Raw genomic sequence first — 16,415 nt, forward strand, 5'->3', positions numbered from 1 at the left:
TGGGAACCAGCGATACTGCCTGGGGAGGGAGTGTAAGACAACCTGGCAAAACATCGGTTTTGTTGGATGCAGTTCCCGTTGAATCAGGAAGCCCCATCCTCGCCAACGGCAGGGTGGGGTAGTTCACTCCTGTTTACTGGAATTTAGATGTTGCTTTTTGCCAAGCACTATTTAAGTCATTCCAAGCGTTTTCAAAGCCGCTTTGCATTTCTTGCCAAGCATCTTCGCCGGAGTTTTGTAGCTCTTCTAGTTTCTTTTGGGCAGCATCTCGCTTGCTGGCTAATTCTTCGATGGTGCTATTAAATTCTATTTCACGATCGGCTTTCACTTGATTGGCTTTTGCCTTGAGTTCGTCAATCTGAGCGTTGATTTTGTCTAGTTGCGCTGCAACTTTTTGACGATAAGCTTGTTTTTGGTCGAGTTGATTAACCATCTGGTCAATTTACCTCATTTTGACTTCCCTTTCATTATAACAATTTTTTCATTTTTTTGCAAATTCGATGAATATTGAGCGGGCTGATGTCCTGTTTTTTCAAGGGTTTAGCGGATATTGTAATCCTATGAAATCTGATGGATGGCGGAAGATCGGGTTACTCAATCGGTGGGACTAGCAGTAATGGCTCTGTGGGGAATAGGGACTAGGGAATTGAGGACTGTTTTCTATTCAAAGAGGGTGTTTCGGGATGACAGGAATTCCTGTTCAACCTAAATGATAATCTCGGGCCTACTCTCTTTTACTGTTTAGGGATACTCCAAATCTGATAGAGTAGAATTCTCCTATTATTCACTTGTTTTATGAAGCCTGTGGTTAGTATTGATCAATTATTAGAACCCTATCAACGCTTTGGGGTAAATCTTGGCTTAGAGCGGATGAAAACGTTGCTTGAGCGGCTCAATAATCCTCAAGAGCGGGTGCCGATTGTTCATGTGGCGGGGACGAATGGTAAGGGTTCGGTTTGTGCCTATTTGTCGTCTATTTTAACGGAGGCGGGTTATCGGGTGGGGCGTTATACTTCTCCTCATTTGGTGGATTGGACGGAACGGGTTTATGTGGAGGAAAAACCGATTACGACGGAACAGTTGACGGATGTCTTGGTGCGGGTGGGGGAGGTTGTGGCAGGAATGGCGGAGACTCCGACGCTGTTTGAGGTGTTTACGGCGGCGAGTTGGTTGTTTTTGGCGGAACGGGAGGTGGATATTGGGGTGATTGAGGTGGGATTAGGGGGTCGTTTGGATGCGACGAATGTATGCGATCGCCCTTTAGTCACTATTATTACATCCCTCAGTCGCGAACACTGGCAAGTTCTAGGGGATACTCTCCCCAAAATTGCGGCAGAAAAGGCCGGAATCCTCAAGGCCGGGTGTCAGGCTATTTTAGGTCAAATCCCCTCGGAAGCGCGTCCGGTGATTGAGGAGAAGGTAGCCGCCTTAAATTGTCCGACGCGGTGGGTGAATCCGGCGCAGAAGGAGGGGGAGATGAGGGCAATCTATCACAAGGGGGGGAAGGTTTTAGAGTATGAGTTACCCTTAGCTGGAGAGGTGCAGTTGTGGAATTCTGCGATCGCCATTGCCGCCATTGAAGCACTCCAACAGCAAGGCTGGTCTATATCTGACGAGGCCATCACTCAAGGAATTTCCCGCACTCGTTGGCCCGGACGATTGCAATGGATAACTTGGCGGGGTCATGAATTCTTAATCGATGGAGCGCATAATCCGGCCTCGGCCCAGGCCTTGGGGAACTATGTGCAGACTCTTCCCCAACCGATCACTTGGGTGATGGGAATGTTGAGTACCAAGGAACACGATAAAATTTTTGAAGCACTCTTACACCCCCAGGATGAACTCTACCTTGTGCCGGTTCCAGGTCACAGTTATGCGAACCCCTTAGAATTAGCCAAATTAGCGCGCCAAATCTGTCCAGAGTTACTGGTCTGTGAAACCTATCCCGACTTGTTCCCCGCGCTGGAGAGAGCCTTACAGGGCAGGAATACGGTCGTTTTGTGTGGCTCGTTGTATTTGTTGGGGTACTTTTTCGCTAAAGGTTAAAGTCCGCCCTAGGCTCCAATCATTGATCCGTTTTTTGAACGGGGTTAGCGACGCATTCCCCCACCTCGGAACAGGCGGGGGTCAAGGAGCGGCGGGGTCTTAATCATCATAGATGTCGGCTTTGATGCCATTGCCAAGCATCGGCAATAATGACATCTAGATCGGCATATTGGGGGGTCCAGTGGAGGATTTTACGCGCTTTCTCGCTACTGCCGACTAAGATGGGGGGATCTCCGGGACGGCGATCGCATTCTACCACTTTAAAATCCCGTCCGGTGATGCGCTTCACGGTGTCAATCACCTCTCGCACCGAGAAACCATTGCCATTGCCCAGATTGAACATGGCCGTTTCCCCCCCTTTGAGCAAGTATTCTAACCCCAACAGATGAGCGCTGGCTAAATCGGTGACGTGGATATAATCCCGGATACAAGTCCCATCGGGGGTGGGGTAGTCGGTGCCGAAAATGGAAATACTCTCCCGTTTTCCCATTGCCGCATCAAGGGTGAGGGGGATTAAATGGGTTTCGGGGTTATGATCTTCCCCTAGTTTGCCACTACGGTCGGCCCCGGCAGCGTTAAAGTAGCGAAAGCGGACGGAGTTAAACTCGTAAGCTTGGCTATAATCGCTGAGGATTTGTTCAACCATCAGTTTACTGGTACCGTAGGGATTGATGGGTGCTTGGGGGTGATCTTCGGGAATGGGGAGGACTTCTGGCATCCCGTAGGTGGCACAGGTGGAGGAAAAGACGAATTTGTTAATTCCGACCTCCCGCATGGCTTCGAGGAGGGTGAGAGTGCCGACCACGTTATTCTGGTAATATTTGCCGGGGTCGGCGACGGATTCCCCCACATAGGCATAGGCCGCAAAGTGCATGACTGCGCCGATGGGGTGGGTTTGGAACAGGTGAGTGAGTAGGGTGCGATCGCAAGTATCCCCCACCATCAACTCTACCCCTAGGACTTCCTCGACTAACTCCCGATGACCGTAAACCAAGTTATCCAAAATAATCACAGGATACCCGGCTTTTTTCAGTTCTAGCACGGCATGAGAGCCAATATAACCAGCGCCTCCAGTGACTAAGATGGTGGGTTTTGTGTCTGTCATAATCCTTGCTTGGGGGGGAATGGTTCAGCGAAACAAACTACAAGTTCATTTTACTGTCCCCTACCAACTTCACACTAACAATCTGCCAAGGATGAACCCTCAAAACACCATTTTCCAGTTCACCCTGGGGAACTTCTAAGGCGTTGACCCCATGAGTGGGGATAAGATTCAGGGTATTGTGACATGGGGTAGTTGTCTCTTGGCCGTAAGCTTCATAAAAGCGCGCAATATAGCCATCTCCCTCGGTTTCCGTGGGTTTAAAAGCCATCAAGACTAAGTTATCTCCCCCTAGAGTGAAGAAGGTTTGACTCTCTGGGGAAGTCGAGGAGCAGGAAGTAGAAGAGAGGAGAGGAGACACCAAAAGCGGGAGATTGAGTTCATACCCGCGATGAACTGTTTTGGCTTCTTGCCATTGACCTTGATGGGGATAGAGGGAGTAGGTAAAATGATGAATCTTACGATCGGCATCCCGATGAGGCCATTGGGGACTGCGTAACAGGGTGAGACGTAAACAGTCAGGTTTCGCATCATAACCATATTTGCCATTATTGAGCAAACTGACCCCCCATTCCCCTTGATTGTCGCTTAAATCAGCCCAGTTGAGGGCGGGAACTTCCCATTTGGCTTTTTCTTGGGGGGTGCTGGGTTTGGTGGTGCGTTCAATGGTCCCACAGGCCATTTCATAACTGGCAAAGTTGGCCTCTAAGTTAAGGGGAAAGGCCGCTTTGACTAAAACATGGCGTTCTTGCCAGTCTACGGTGGTTTCGATGTGTAGGATGGGGGATGTGGCCTCTAGGATGTAGTCTTGGGTAAATTGGGATTGGTTGAATTGACGAATCACCCGTAAACGCCATCGCACTGGCCCGTTTTCTATCCACTCAATGGCCTTTAATTCCGCCCCCGGTAAGGGATACTGTTCATAGTTGGGGTCAATATTCCAAGCATCCCAATATTGTCCCTCATCTCGGAAAAATTGCAGTTGATTCCCCGCACCCCGCAGAATTTCCTGCTGTTGGATTTTGTGAAAAACTTGACAAATATCACCCGTTGTGCTAGAGATTTGCACGTTGAGCCAAGGATTTTCTAAGCAGTAGTTTTCCGTTGCCACCCCTGGGGGAGATATGGGGGAGTGGGGAGACTCTTCCCTTGCTTCCTCTACCCACCAAAAGACACGATATCCCACCCCCGGTACATCGGAAGCGTCAAATAACAGAGTGTGGGGATTAACTGGTTGACAGGGTAGGATCTGACCCTGAGAGTCTAGCACCTGTCCAGTGTCGCAGGAAAGGGGGATGATCTGCGATCGCCTCCAGTTTAACCCATTAAACACAACAAACGGTTTGGCACCGGGTTGGGGCGGGGGGGGGAAAGACAGATGGGCTGTAAGATAGGAGAGGGAAGAGGTGATCATTTTTTCCGTAGATGCGATCGCCCTTTTCCAACCTAAATTAGCCTCCGCAAACACCTCCGGAATCGAAGTCCCCGGCAAGATATCATGAAACTGATTTAATAATACCTCCTTCCAAGCCCCTTCTAACTCCTTCCGAGGAAAATCTACCCCCACCAATAAACTCGCCAAACTCGCCAACAACTCCCCCTGATACAATAACCCCTCACAGCGCCGATTGAACCATTTTTGCTCCCCATGAGTGGTATAACATCCCCGATGAAACTCTAAATATAACTCATCCTTCCACACCGGAATAGTTCCCCCCTCCTCTATTTTCTCCCCTTCCAAAGGGGGAATACTCCCTCTTTCCCCCCCTTCCAAAGGAGAAATACACCCTCTTTCCCCCCCTTCCAAAGGGGGAATACTCCCTCTTTCCCCCCCTTCCAAAGGGGGAATACTCCCTCTTTCCCCCCCTTCCAAAGGGGGGTTAGGGGGGATACCCAACAAGTCTCGAATCAACCCTAAATAATCCGCCGCTTTTGTAAAGCGAATCCGAGGAAAAAAAGGCGATCCTTGCCAACGTTTTTGTACCGCCAACATATCCCTTGTCGGGCCTCCCCCATGATCCCCCACCCCCGGCAACCAAAACACCGCTTTCAACCCCGTTTGTGCCTCCCACTTCACCCCATAATTCGTCATAGTAATCGGGTGAGTATCCATCACCCCCGTAACATTCGGAGGAGACATCAACGTAAACACCCGCGTCCCGTCGGGAGACTCCCACCAAAACGCCCCATAGGGGAACTCCGTGCTATCATTCCAGTGCAACTTTTGCGTCACAAAATACTCAATTCCCCCCGCATTTAATAACTGGGGTAACTGACCATTAAACCCAAAACTATCCGTCAACCAAGCCACTTTAGTAATCTCCCCAAAGCGACTTTTAATATACTCCTGACCATATAATAACTGCCGGAGAATCGACTCCCCAGACACTAAATTCACATCCGGTTCAACCCACATCCCCCCTAAAACATCCCATCTCCCCCCTCTCACCGCCTCTTGAATAGCCGTAAACAACTCTGGATGATGTTTTTCCATCCACTCATATAAAATGGGGCTAGTATGGCAAAACGTCAACTCAGGAAACTCCTCTTGTAACCGAAGAACCGAGGAAAAAGTACGCCTTGCCACCTCATAGGTTTCGCCTAATTCCCACAGCCAAGCCATATCTAAATGAGCATGACCCATCACATAAAAACAGCGTTCCTTCATCTCAACACTATACACTTTCAGAGCATTTCTCACCCCTTCTAACTGCCCATGAAACGCCCCTTGGTTGCCCACCTTATGCCAATCAATTAACCCCACCGCTTCTTGCCACTTCTCCATCCGTTCTGGCGTAAACCTTTGCCAATAATTTTGTAAAATTTCCAACTCATGGGCGACAAAACCCGGATCAATCCCTTGGGGATTTTCATACACACAAAGAGAGCGCATTAATCCCCCAATATCATGACCGGGACTGACCAAACGAAGACAGACTAAAAAACTATCCCCCACTTGGGCTTGAGATGTGAGTAAAACCCGCGCTGACGAGTCAAATAAATCCCCCTCTTGGACTAACTGACCATTGACAAAAACCTGCGCATTTTCTGACCACCACGTTAAACATAAGCGCAATTCTAACCCATCTAAAGGATAGCCATTTAAGGCAGAAGGAATCACAATAGTTTGCCCTAACCATTGCACTTGATGCCCAGCTTCCCAGACGATATATCCCTTATCATTTAAAGATGCAATGGGCAAACCTTCCCATTCTTCAGCCGTCAGATGAAAGGGACTATCTTCCCCTTGATAATTTCGCCAACTGCCCTTAATATCTTGTTCCGTTAACTCTTTGAGTTGAGCAATAATAGACATCTTTTTTAAGCGGGTTGGATCTATAATGTTATCTATCTGTAGGTTGGGTGGAGCGACAGCGAAACCCAACAATTCACGACCAAACGATAGCCAGTCCTGATTAAATGAGCATGAAAAAATCAATAACCCTAGGGAATTCGGCAAATAAAAACACCTGACTCCTATTCAGATCAGGAGAAATCAGGTGAGTGGGTTTAATTATGGTACTCCCCATAATGACAGATCCCCCTCTAACTGCCAAGGGAGATTTCACGGGGATTCAATCCTATTTCTACCCTTGACAATTCCAGAATTTTTTGATACAAGAGGGGGTCACACCCCCCATCCCCAAACTGTTAAATTGTGAATAGAAGCTTAAAACTGTAAGATCACATTAAAGTACAGACCATCATCTTGGGCATTATTGCCGCGATCGCGCAGTCGAATCAGAGGATAGCCATAATCCAAGCGAATATTTAACCCCGAGATCGGTTGCCACAACAAACCTAACCCCACCCCAGCCACAAACGATTGATCCACCGGTCCGATGAGATTATTACTGTTATTCCACACATAGCCCACATCCGCAAAAGGAGCCAGGATTAACATGGGATCTCCCCCCTCATCCCGTAACACCGTGAACCGATTCTCCACCGAAAAACGCAAACCATTGTCCCCCGTGCGGACATTTTGGCGATACCCCCGCACCGATTGTCCTCCCCCGACAACAAACTGCTGAGACGGTAACAGGGGCTTAGAAGCCCATTGTAAATCTAACCCCGCAATAATAAAGTAATTCGGGTTAACCACTTGTACCCGTTGGATTTGCCCTAACCAACTGACAAAACGAGTATCGGGAATGGGGCTAGGGTTAACCGTAGCATTCAACACATCCACCCCGAAACTAAATTGCGATCGCAGCGCCCAAGCCCCCTGAGCATCCCGTCGCGTATAATCCTGTCCAAACTTAATCACACTGGTTCTCGTGCGGCCATCCTCCTCAGCCCCAATCCCAATAGGAGTCGGACCAAAAATCGTAAACGTCTGTCCCTGTTGATAAGTAAACCCCAACGACAGAGCAAACTCCTCCCGAGGACTCCGCACCAGAGGTTGTCGGAAACTCAACTCATACAGTTGCGTATTGCCCCGAATATCAAAAATATCCGTACTCAGAATAACCTGATTCGTATTAAACGAATTTCGCACTTGAAACGTCCCATTCATCGCATTAACCGGAATGCGATAATTCCAATCCAACGTATTTGACCCCCCCTGTGCCGTGCGCGTCAACTCCACCCCCAACACATCCCCCAAACCCGACAAATTATAATAATTCAATCGCGTCCCAATGCGTTCCGACCCCACACTAGCCGGAGAATAATTATCACTAAACGCCGTCCCCCGAAAATTACTCGCCTCCGTCACCCGCACCACCAAAATACTCTGTCCCGCCTGCGTCCCCGTGCGTAAACTCGCCTCCACATTATCTAACAGCGTATCCGCCCGCAACAATCGTAATTGATTCTCTAAATCTGCCGTATTCAGAGGAGTTCGCGCCCCCAAAGCCACACGACGGCGGATATAGTGAGGTTTCAGTCGCCGCAGTCCCTCCACTTGAATCTCCTCAATACCCCCCTCCACAACCTGTACACGAATATTGCCCCCCACAATCGAATCCGAGTCCAAAACCGCCCTAGACGTGATATAACCCAACTCTAAATAGCGTTCCGTCACCAAATCCCCCAACTGTTGCAGAGATTCCATAGTCACGCGCTGACCAATAAACGGGCGAAAACTCTCCGCGAAATCCTCCTCAGAGAAAATACTACTCCCTTCCAAGGAAATGGAATTCACCTGAATCTCCCCCTCCATCGGTTGGGGAGTAGGAACCGGGGGAATCGGAATTTCCTCCTCCGGTGTGATTCCCTCCGAATCAGGCTCAAGAGGTTCTAAAGGAGTAGGAGGCGGTTGGATAAAACGGTCTTGGTTATCATTTTGTACCCGTAAAAAAGTAGGAAGCTGGGACAATTGCAGACGGAAAAAATTCGTAGTCTGGGCTTGTAACACGGGCTGACTTATCAGACTTTTTTCCATTTCTTCAGAGAAAAAAGTAGCCCCATCCCCACTTCTTTCTAACACCAGTCCCCAGAATAATCCCGTGATTAACAGAACCTGCCAGAGCGAAAAACTATAAACTAGGGGCTGATTGTTAGCTAGATCATTCGTAGTAAATTTCATGAACAACTCCTCACTGTCTAACCACCTATTCCCGATTGTACTCATTAGGTTTGTAGATTATAGCCAATCCCCAAAGCCCACCTCTAACAGTAAGCCGAAAAACCGGGCAACAAACCCGCTAAACCAACTCATCGCCTATCCTAACACCCTCACTCCACAGACAGCTAACATTCCCCCCTATTTAGGGCGTACTGAAAACGTTGGCTTCTAGTTGCCTTTAGCATCCGGCTGTATTCTGCAAGTCCTATTCAGGTCACAGTAAGGGTTTGTGTCTTCCCCTCTTTGCTTATCCTCCACCCTCATAACCAGCCCATCCTAAAAATATACTAATTAATTGTAAAAAAGCATAAATACACTCAACACTTTTTAGTAAAGTCTTGTATGATGAAAATGCTAGAGTTCATGGACTGTAGTGAATAATTCCTCCCGACATAAAGGAGTTCTCATCAAGAGGCAAAAAGATTATGAGTCCAATGAAGCCCCCCCCTGAGCAGTCCTCGGATTTAATAGTACCTAAAGTATTAGCCGTTGATGACAGTATTGCTATCCAAGACCTGATCCGACAAATTCTTAAGGCAAAATATCAAGTTTTTACGGCCAGTAATACGGTAGAGGCTCTAGGCATTCTGTACCATGAAAAAGTCAATTTAATGCTATTAGATATTTCCTTGCCCGGGGTAGATGGATTAGAACTGTGCCGTATTATTCGCAAGAATGCCCTATACAAAAATTTACCCATCATCATGGTGACATCACGGAATAGCTTATCAGACAAGCTAGAGGGAAAAATGGCCGGTGCATCGGAATATCTAACCAAACCCTTTGACCCGAAACATCTGGTTCAAACCATTGAAACCCTAATTCCCAAGGTGGCTAAAGTATGAAACCTAAAATTTTAGTTGTTGATGACTTAAGTGCTGAATTAGAAGCCATCACTCAAGTTTTTGCCCCTGAAAATTACCATGTTTTACAGGCAAAAAATGGAGATGAAGCATTAACTTTAATCGAACAAGAAAAGCCAGATCTGGTTGTTTTGGATGTCATAATGCCCAAAATTAATGGTTTTGAGGTTATTCGTGAAATTCGAGGCAATCCAAAAACCGAAAAACTTCCCGTTGTTTTTTGCTCTCAAAAAGACACAGACATTGATAAAACTTGGGGAATGGATTTAGGGGCAGATGCTTACGTTGCAAAACCGTTTGACCCTCAACAATTACGGGAAATTGTCAATCGTTTATTAATGGCTTAAGGCATTTCTGGGCAAGGTTTGCTATATAGCGTTTCCCAATCATTGATAAACTCTCAGAGAAGTTTCTCATAATACTTCAAGCGCCTTGTAAGCCTTGTATACTGTTCCCTGTTCCCAGATCCGGTGTTCCTTTTGCTTTCCCTTGTGGATTACAAAACTCAAATGGAAACGCTATAGTGACACAAAATCTTGACTTAAAAATCCTGACTTTGAAGTAAAGTGAACCCAGCCAGTTCTCAGCAACAGTATGTCCTATTTACCCAAGGACAAAGTGCCTTTGCCATTGAACTAAAAGCCGTCCGCGAAGTCTTAAGACTTGCTGGACAACAGATTACCCCGGTTCCCAATACCTTGGCTTTTGTGTTGGGTTTGACTAATTTGCGGGGAGAGATTATTACAGTGACAGATTTTGGTTGCTTTATAGGGGAAGAAGCGGTAAAAATTCAGGATGAGCAGGCGCGAATTTTGGTAGTGGAATTACCCCATCCCCAAGACGTGCAACTGCCGAGAATCCGCATGGGGATTGCTGTGGCCCAAGTGGAGGGAGTCCAAAGTTTGTACCCGGAACAAATTGTCTCTCATTTAGAAGTCGGGGAGGCATTAGTCCCAATTTTACGAGGACTCTACGATCATCATCATCGTTTGTTGATGATACTCGAATCTGAGGCGATCGCCCAAAAATTCCTATCTAACACCCAACCCTTAAAAGTGTAATGAGTGATTTGATTGAAACCGTGAATTCCTTTTTCAGTGGGGAGTTTATGCCTCATGGGACGTGCTTCCTCTGGAAACCTCAACTCATCAGTTTGCACGTTCTCTCAGATGCCTTAATTGCCCTCTCCTATTTTTCCATCCCCATCCTGTTGATTTATTTCGTCAGAAAACGCACAGATTTACCCTTTTCTCGCTTAATTTTATTGTTCGGGGCTTTTATTATATCCTGTGGATTAACTCATGTTATGGGTATTTGGACTCTGTGGTTTCCTAACTATTGGGTATCAGGAGGAATCAAAGGCTTTTGCGCTCTGGTTTCGGTTTATACTGCCTTTGAGATGGTGCCATTTTTGCCCCAAGCTTTATCCTTTAAAAGTCCCGCCGAACTAGAAGCCCTTAATGATGTGTTACAGAAAGAAGTCTTAGAACGAGAAAAGGCAGAAATTGCCTTAAAACTAGAGCGAGAACGGCTTTTTTCCTTACTGGATGGTTTACCCGCTTTTTTCTATTTAGAAGGGGCCGATAATCAAGTTAATTTTACGAATCGCCAGTTTCGGGAAGAGTTCGGCAGTAGCAACAATAAACCGCCCGCCGAAAGTCGCACCCGACAGGTTATAACCAGTCAACAAGCTCAGATGTGGGAGTGGCAAAACCCGACCAATCAGAAACAGTATCAAATCCATCACTATCCCTTTCAAGACACTGATGGCTCAGTTTTAGTGGCGGTGATGGGAATTGATGTGAGTGAGCGCAAAGAAGCCGAAACACGCTTAGAAAAAATTGCGGCTGAACGGCAAGCGGAAGCTGATTCTTTAACTCAACAAGTGGTGAGGTTATTAGGAGAAATTAAAGGGGCAGCGCGGGGGGATTTAACCGTTAAAGCGCAAGTGACTAATGATATTTTAGGGGCTGTTGCCGACTCCTTTAATTATTTAGTCAGTGAGTTACGCAAGGTGGTCAATGGGATTCAAACGTTGGCCGCAGAAGTGAATCAAGGGGTGTCCGATTCTATTACGAATACATCCGAGTTAGTAGACCAGGCCACCGTTCAGGCTACGCAAATTGAGGAATCTTTAAAACAAGTAGAACAGATGGTGGCCTCGATTAAGGAAGTCTCCAACGCGGCACAACGAGCGGCTGAGGTGGCGCAGGAGTCGGCTAGCACGGCGGAGGCTGGGGGAGAGGCGGTAGACCGCGCTGTACAAGGGATTAATGAGTTGAGGCGTACTATTGCTGACACGGCCAAGATGATGAAACGCCTCGGGGAGTCTTCCCAACAGGTGGGGAAAATTGTCACGTCTATTTCTCAAATTGCTTCCCAGACGAATTTGTTGGCTTTGAATGCCACCATTGAAGCGGCAAGGGCGGGGGAACAGGGATTAGGCTTTGCGGTGGTGGCGGAGGAAGTGCGCAAGTTAGCGGAACGTTCGGCTGAGGCGACGGAGGAAATTTCGGAGATTGTGGGGGCGATTCAGAAGGAAATTGGGAGTGTGATGGAGGCGATGGAAACGGGGACTCAGGAGGTGGTGGAAGGGACTCAATTAGCGGCGCAAGCGAAGACTCATTTAAGTCAAATCATTGAGGTGAGTCGAGAAATGAATGAGTTAATTCAACATATTACCCAAGCGGCGAGTCGTCAGGTGGTTTTTGCGGAGGAGATTTCTGGCAGTATGGGGGGGGTAAGTCGAATTGCGTTAAATACGACCCAAAAGGTACAAAATGTCACCCATTCTTTAGATAGTTTAGGGAGTGCGGTAAAAGAGTTACAACGCTCTGTGACGAAGTTTCAATCTTAACTCTAGATAGGGAATAGGGAACAGGGAATAGGGAATAGGGAATAGGTAATAGGGAATGAGGAATGGGGAACAATTATCAATTATAAATTCCCCTCTCCCCCCGACCCCCGGACTTATTCAGCAAACCCTAATGTAGTCTCTTGTAGGTTGGGTGAAGCGATAGCGAAACCCAACAAATTGATTTAAAAATGGGGGGGGTAAAATAACAAGATGAACTCTAATGTATTCCCATGTAGGTTGGGTGAAGCGATAGCGAAACCCAACAAATTGATTGAAAGATTGGGTTTGAAATAACAAAATGAACCATGATGATTTAAAAACAGTTGAAAACACATTTCTAGCAGAAAGTCAAGACTTTTTGCAGGGAATGGAAGACGATTTATTACAAATGGAAGAAAGTGATTCCGTAGCGGAACGCTTGGAGGTGGTGAAAAGGCTGTTCCGGGCGGCTCATTCTATTAAAGGGGGGGCGGCGATGTTTGGTTTTGACTGCCTGTCGGAGGGGGCGCACTTGTTAGAGGATAGTTTTGCTCTGTTGCGCGATCGCACTAACTTAGCCGATTTGTCTCTAGACCTGTTCAACCAACTATTACGGGGCATTGATCAACTTAAAATTCTACTCCAACAGGCGAGCCAACATCAACCCCCTGCCCCAGAAACCTTAACCATTTTTCAGCAGATTAAACAAAAGCTAGAACAGGAGTTTTGTGAGGAAGAAAGGGAATCATGGCTAGGAGAAAGTCCCCTTAATAATGATTTAGTTCAGACTATTTTTGCTCAAGAAATTGTTCCTATTTTAAGCCGTTTTGAAACCGAAGTATCCCAAGTTAAAGAGGAGGACTTAGACAAAACCCTCTGTGCTTTAAACCAAATTTACTATAACCTGTCGGGTATGGCGGGCGTTTTGCAAATTGACAAATTTAGTGAACTTTTAACCCCCCTCGAAGCCTTATTAGAACAATCAGATTTAAGCTTAGATGAATTTCAGCAACGGGGCTGGAAAATTGTGCAGGAACTGGAAAAGGCAAGGCAGGCTATTTTACAGGAAAAAGCGAGAGAAACTGCCCTAAAACCTGTTGGTCAAAAACCCAACCTTGCTGAGTCAAAAATGACCGTAACCCCTCAGCCCGTAGAATCTCCGCCGATTGTTTTAGAAGAATCCTCCCCCCCCACCCCTTGGCAACGCCCCACCATTCGCGTAGATTTAGAACACCTAACCGAGTTGGTGAATTTAGTGGGGGAATTGGTGATTAATCGCACCCAATTAGAAGCCCAAGAAACCCAACTGAAAGCGGAAGCGAAACGCATTCGATGCCGTATTTTTGAGTTAAATCAGTTTGGCAGTGAACTGCGGGAGGAGTATGATCGTTTGAGTGTAGAACGGGGAGAAAATCCCCCGAAACCTGCCCCCGTTCATGGTTTAGATCCCTTAGAAATGGACGAATATAGCGAGTTCCATAGTACCGCTCAATCTGTGATTGAAACCACAGGTGCGATCGCCCACTCCGCCGGAAAAATCGACGAACTCGCCAGCCAACTCGATCACAGCACCGATCACTTACGACGCATTACCGAACAATTGCGCACCAAAGTCATTCAACTGCGCGTTGTTCCCTTTAGTCGCTGCGTCGATCACCTCTCCCGCGCCCTGCGAGAACTCAGCCGCCTCCACCACAAAGACGTAAATCTGCTGTTATTAGGGCGAGACACCAAAATTGATGAAAGTCTCGTCGATGCCCTGCGGATGCCCCTGTTACACCTGTTACGCAACGCCTTTGATCATGGGATAGAACCCCCCCCAGAACGGGAAAAACTAGGCAAACCCCCCACCGGACAGATTGAAATTGCCGCCTATCACCAAGGAGGGCAAACCATTATTACCATTCAGGATGACGGCCGGGGTATTGATCCCGAACAAATCCGGCAAACCGCCATTAACAAGGGTTTCATCACCCCCGAACAAGCGGCCTCTCTCCCCCTCACCGATCTGTATGACTTACTCTTTTGGCCCGGATTCAGTACCACCGACACCACCACCTCCCTATCGGGCCGGGGAGTTGGTTTAGATGTTGTGCGCAGTAGTCTCCGTCAAGTGCGCGGCAGCGTTAAACTGGACTCGCGACAGGGTAAAGGCACTACCTTCATCCTGAAATTGCCCCTCATCCTCTCCATTACCAACGCCCTCCTAGTGCGAGTAGAACACAACACCCTCGCCATTCCCCTCGATGCCGTGGAAGAATTGCTTTATGTTGACGGTGAGGATTTACAAATGGCGGGTAGCCAATCCATGTTAGGGTGGCGTTCTGAATTCATCCGCCTTGCCCGCTTACAGGACTTAATTCACTACGCCTTACCCCTGAGTGATGAACCTTCCCCGGATCCCCTGACCCAAGATAAAATCCCGGTGGTCGTGTTAACCTGTGATGAGGGAATTTTAGCCATTGCGGTAGAACGGATGATCGGGCAACAGGAAATTGTCGTCAAACCCCTCCCCGCCCCCTTACCCAAACCCCACGGCATCCTTGGCACCACCATTTTAGGTGATGGTTCCGTGATTCTGATTCTGGACATTGACGAACTGATTGGCGACTTTAACCCCCAAAATCCGGCGGAAATCCCCATTCATGAAGTTTCTACCCTCGACACCCCCCGCATCACCCCTAGCGCCCCTCATATCCTCGTGGTGGATGATTCCTACACCATCCGCCAACTCCTCGCCCTCACCTTAAAACGCGCCCGCTATCAGGTGGAGTTAGCGAAAGATGGTCAAGAGGCTTGGGAAAAACTGCAAGGGGGGATGCCTTGTGATTTACTGATTGCAGATATCGAAATGCCCCGTCTAGATGGCTTTGAACTGCTCGAACAGCTGAAAACCCACCCCCAATTCCAACAGATTCCCGTAGCCATGCTCACCTCCCGCAGTGGCATCAAACACCGACAACGGGCGATGGAATTAGGGGCTGTTCACTATTTCACCAAGCCCTATAATGAGGCGCAATTATTAGACACCTTGAGCGAAATTCTCAACCATGACGGACTTTAAGCGACGCTTTCAAGCCAAAAAGCAACAAACCCCTATCCCGACCCAGAAGGTGCTAGTTTTCAGCTTGGGTCCTGAACAATATGCGATCGCCATTGAACAAGTATTGCGCATCGTCACCGACTTCACCCCCCACGGACAACTTCACAACGGCCATAGTTTAGTCAAGTATCAAGAGGATGTCATTACCCTCCTCAATCTTCAGGAAAATTTCCCCCAAATTCCCCCCCTCACTTCCACCCCTTACCTAATGATTTGTTATAATCCCCACAGCCAAACCACCCCAGACTATATCGGCATTCCCTTAACCGAAATGCCCAAGGTTTTAGACATCCCGCTCCCTCAATTTGCGCCCCTTCCTCCTTCCTACGACACCCAACAAGAACTAAAGGGCATTGAACAAGTGATTTATCCTGAACAAGGGGGCATTATTTTTTATCGAAAATTTTGGGTGTGAACTACCCCCTCACTGGGTGTTTTTTCTCTGGATGAAACTCAGGAGACTGAGGGTGAGTAGTCCCCAAAGGGTATGGGGTTCGGGGATGGTGTTGGGGGAAGGGAGGGTTTCTGTGTCCGATATAGGTGTTAGGAGATAGATTTGTCCGGGTGTTCCGATTGCGAAGGGGTTACTATTTTTTGTGTGGGAGGCGATCGCTAATATTTGACCGTGATCATTGATAGCGGTTGCAGCGACTAGGTTTCCCTGCCATCCTATCACCAGATCATTGAGATTATAAAACTGTTCATCCTCCCAGCGAAAAGCACTGTCATCCCAATTTCCACCCACAACTTGACCGGATACATTAGCATCTTGACACTCCACTGCCTAAAGGCGAGTGGATTCTTTCCTCATAGACTCTTGTCTAGCCAATCAGAAATTGACCCCGACAGAACGTCTCCGAAAGCATTTTGAATCACGGGCTGTCCGACCGCGA

12 protein-coding genes are annotated in these 16,415 nt (G+C 47.6%); 7 read left to right on the plus strand and 5 right to left on the minus strand.

Features of this window, described 5'->3' with window-relative positions:
- Positions 1–133: 133 nt before the first annotated feature.
- Positions 134–433: a sll1863 family stress response protein gene (locus K4A83_RS18130; RefSeq protein WP_265266071.1), complete on the minus strand. Its 300-nt coding sequence runs from the start codon at positions 431–433 to the stop codon at positions 134–136.
- Positions 434–795: 362 nt separating this feature from the next.
- Between K4A83_RS18130 and K4A83_RS18135 the strand changes: the two genes are divergently transcribed.
- The gene (locus tag K4A83_RS18135) at positions 796–2,046 is read left to right on the plus strand and encodes a bifunctional folylpolyglutamate synthase/dihydrofolate synthase (protein ID WP_265266072.1); all 1,251 of its coding nucleotides are present in this window, start codon (positions 796–798) and stop codon (positions 2,044–2,046) included.
- 106 nt (positions 2,047–2,152) lie between these two features.
- Here the strand turns inward: K4A83_RS18135 and galE are convergent, their stop codons facing one another.
- The 3 genes from galE to K4A83_RS18150 all read right to left on the minus strand — a co-directional run bounded on the left by galE (position 2,153) and on the right by K4A83_RS18150 (position 8,681).
- On the minus strand, positions 2,153–3,151 hold the full coding sequence (gene galE / locus K4A83_RS18140; RefSeq protein WP_265266073.1) for a UDP-glucose 4-epimerase GalE: 999 nt from the start codon (positions 3,149–3,151) through the stop codon (positions 2,153–2,155).
- Positions 3,152–3,188: 37 nt separating this feature from the next.
- The gene (locus K4A83_RS18145; RefSeq protein ID WP_265266074.1) at positions 3,189–6,464 is read right to left on the minus strand and encodes an alpha-mannosidase; all 3,276 of its coding nucleotides are present in this window, start codon (positions 6,462–6,464) and stop codon (positions 3,189–3,191) included.
- Positions 6,465–6,818: 354 nt separating this feature from the next.
- Complete coding sequence (locus tag K4A83_RS18150) at positions 6,819–8,681, minus strand: ShlB/FhaC/HecB family hemolysin secretion/activation protein (protein ID WP_265266075.1); 1,863 nt, start codon at positions 8,679–8,681, stop codon at positions 6,819–6,821.
- Positions 8,682–9,145: 464 nt separating this feature from the next.
- Here K4A83_RS18150 and K4A83_RS18155 point away from each other — a divergent pair, with 464 nt between their 5' ends.
- The 6 genes from K4A83_RS18155 to K4A83_RS18180 all read left to right on the plus strand — a co-directional run bounded on the left by K4A83_RS18155 (position 9,146) and on the right by K4A83_RS18180 (position 15,937).
- Positions 9,146–9,565 (plus strand): response regulator, encoded by a 420-nt coding sequence (locus tag K4A83_RS18155; protein WP_265266076.1) that lies wholly within the window; start codon positions 9,146–9,148, stop codon positions 9,563–9,565.
- Positions 9,562–9,930 carry a response regulator transcription factor gene (locus tag K4A83_RS18160; RefSeq protein ID WP_265266077.1) on the plus strand — a complete coding sequence of 123 codons (369 nt, stop codon included), beginning with the start codon at positions 9,562–9,564 and terminating at the stop codon, positions 9,928–9,930. The genes K4A83_RS18155 and K4A83_RS18160 overlap by 4 nt, the downstream gene beginning before the upstream one ends.
- Before the next feature lie 219 nt (positions 9,931–10,149).
- A complete protein-coding gene (locus K4A83_RS18165; protein WP_265266078.1) occupies positions 10,150–10,644 on the plus strand; it encodes a chemotaxis protein CheW in 495 nt (164 codons plus the stop codon).
- Positions 10,644–12,440, plus strand: coding sequence for a methyl-accepting chemotaxis protein (locus tag K4A83_RS18170; protein ID WP_265266079.1), 1,797 nt, complete (start codon positions 10,644–10,646; stop codon positions 12,438–12,440). The genes K4A83_RS18165 and K4A83_RS18170 overlap by 1 nt, the downstream gene beginning before the upstream one ends.
- A gap of 298 nt (positions 12,441–12,738) precedes the next feature.
- Complete coding sequence (locus tag K4A83_RS18175) at positions 12,739–15,483, plus strand: hybrid sensor histidine kinase/response regulator (protein WP_265266080.1); 2,745 nt, start codon at positions 12,739–12,741, stop codon at positions 15,481–15,483.
- Positions 15,470–15,937, plus strand: a complete 468-nt coding sequence (locus tag K4A83_RS18180) for a chemotaxis protein CheW (RefSeq protein WP_265266081.1) — start codon at positions 15,470–15,472, stop codon at positions 15,935–15,937. Before K4A83_RS18175 ends, K4A83_RS18180 begins: the two co-directional genes overlap by 14 nt.
- Before the next feature lie 9 nt (positions 15,938–15,946).
- Here K4A83_RS18180 and K4A83_RS18185 read toward each other — a convergent pair whose 3' ends face one another.
- The gene (locus K4A83_RS18185; RefSeq protein ID WP_265266082.1) at positions 15,947–16,303 is read right to left on the minus strand and encodes a hypothetical protein; all 357 of its coding nucleotides are present in this window, start codon (positions 16,301–16,303) and stop codon (positions 15,947–15,949) included.
- Positions 16,304–16,415: the final 112 nt, after the last annotated feature.

It is taken from the genome of Spirulina subsalsa FACHB-351, assembly GCF_026130165.1.
In the GTDB taxonomy this organism is placed as follows: domain Bacteria; phylum Cyanobacteriota; class Cyanobacteriia; order Cyanobacteriales; family Spirulinaceae; genus Spirulina_A; species Spirulina_A subsalsa_A.

What these genes read in the sequence shown, in the direction of transcription:
- K4A83_RS18130 (WP_265266071.1), bottom strand. Translation starts at nt 433, where the DNA reads ATGGTTAATCAACTCGACCAAAAACAAGCTTATCGTCAAAAAGTTGCA.
- K4A83_RS18135 (WP_265266072.1), top strand. Translation starts at nt 796, where the DNA reads ATGAAGCCTGTGGTTAGTATTGATCAATTATTAGAACCCTATCAACGC.
- galE (WP_265266073.1), bottom strand. Translation starts at nt 3,151, where the DNA reads ATGACAGACACAAAACCCACCATCTTAGTCACTGGAGGCGCTGGTTAT.
- K4A83_RS18145 (WP_265266074.1), bottom strand. Translation starts at nt 6,464, where the DNA reads ATGTCTATTATTGCTCAACTCAAAGAGTTAACGGAACAAGATATTAAG.
- K4A83_RS18150 (WP_265266075.1), bottom strand. Translation starts at nt 8,681, where the DNA reads ATGAAATTTACTACGAATGATCTAGCTAACAATCAGCCCCTAGTTTAT.
- K4A83_RS18155 (WP_265266076.1), top strand. Translation starts at nt 9,146, where the DNA reads ATGAGTCCAATGAAGCCCCCCCCTGAGCAGTCCTCGGATTTAATAGTA.
- K4A83_RS18160 (WP_265266077.1), top strand. Translation starts at nt 9,562, where the DNA reads ATGAAACCTAAAATTTTAGTTGTTGATGACTTAAGTGCTGAATTAGAA.
- K4A83_RS18170 (WP_265266079.1), top strand. Translation starts at nt 10,644, where the DNA reads ATGAGTGATTTGATTGAAACCGTGAATTCCTTTTTCAGTGGGGAGTTT.
- K4A83_RS18175 (WP_265266080.1), top strand. Translation starts at nt 12,739, where the DNA reads ATGAACCATGATGATTTAAAAACAGTTGAAAACACATTTCTAGCAGAA.
- K4A83_RS18180 (WP_265266081.1), top strand. Translation starts at nt 15,470, where the DNA reads ATGACGGACTTTAAGCGACGCTTTCAAGCCAAAAAGCAACAAACCCCT.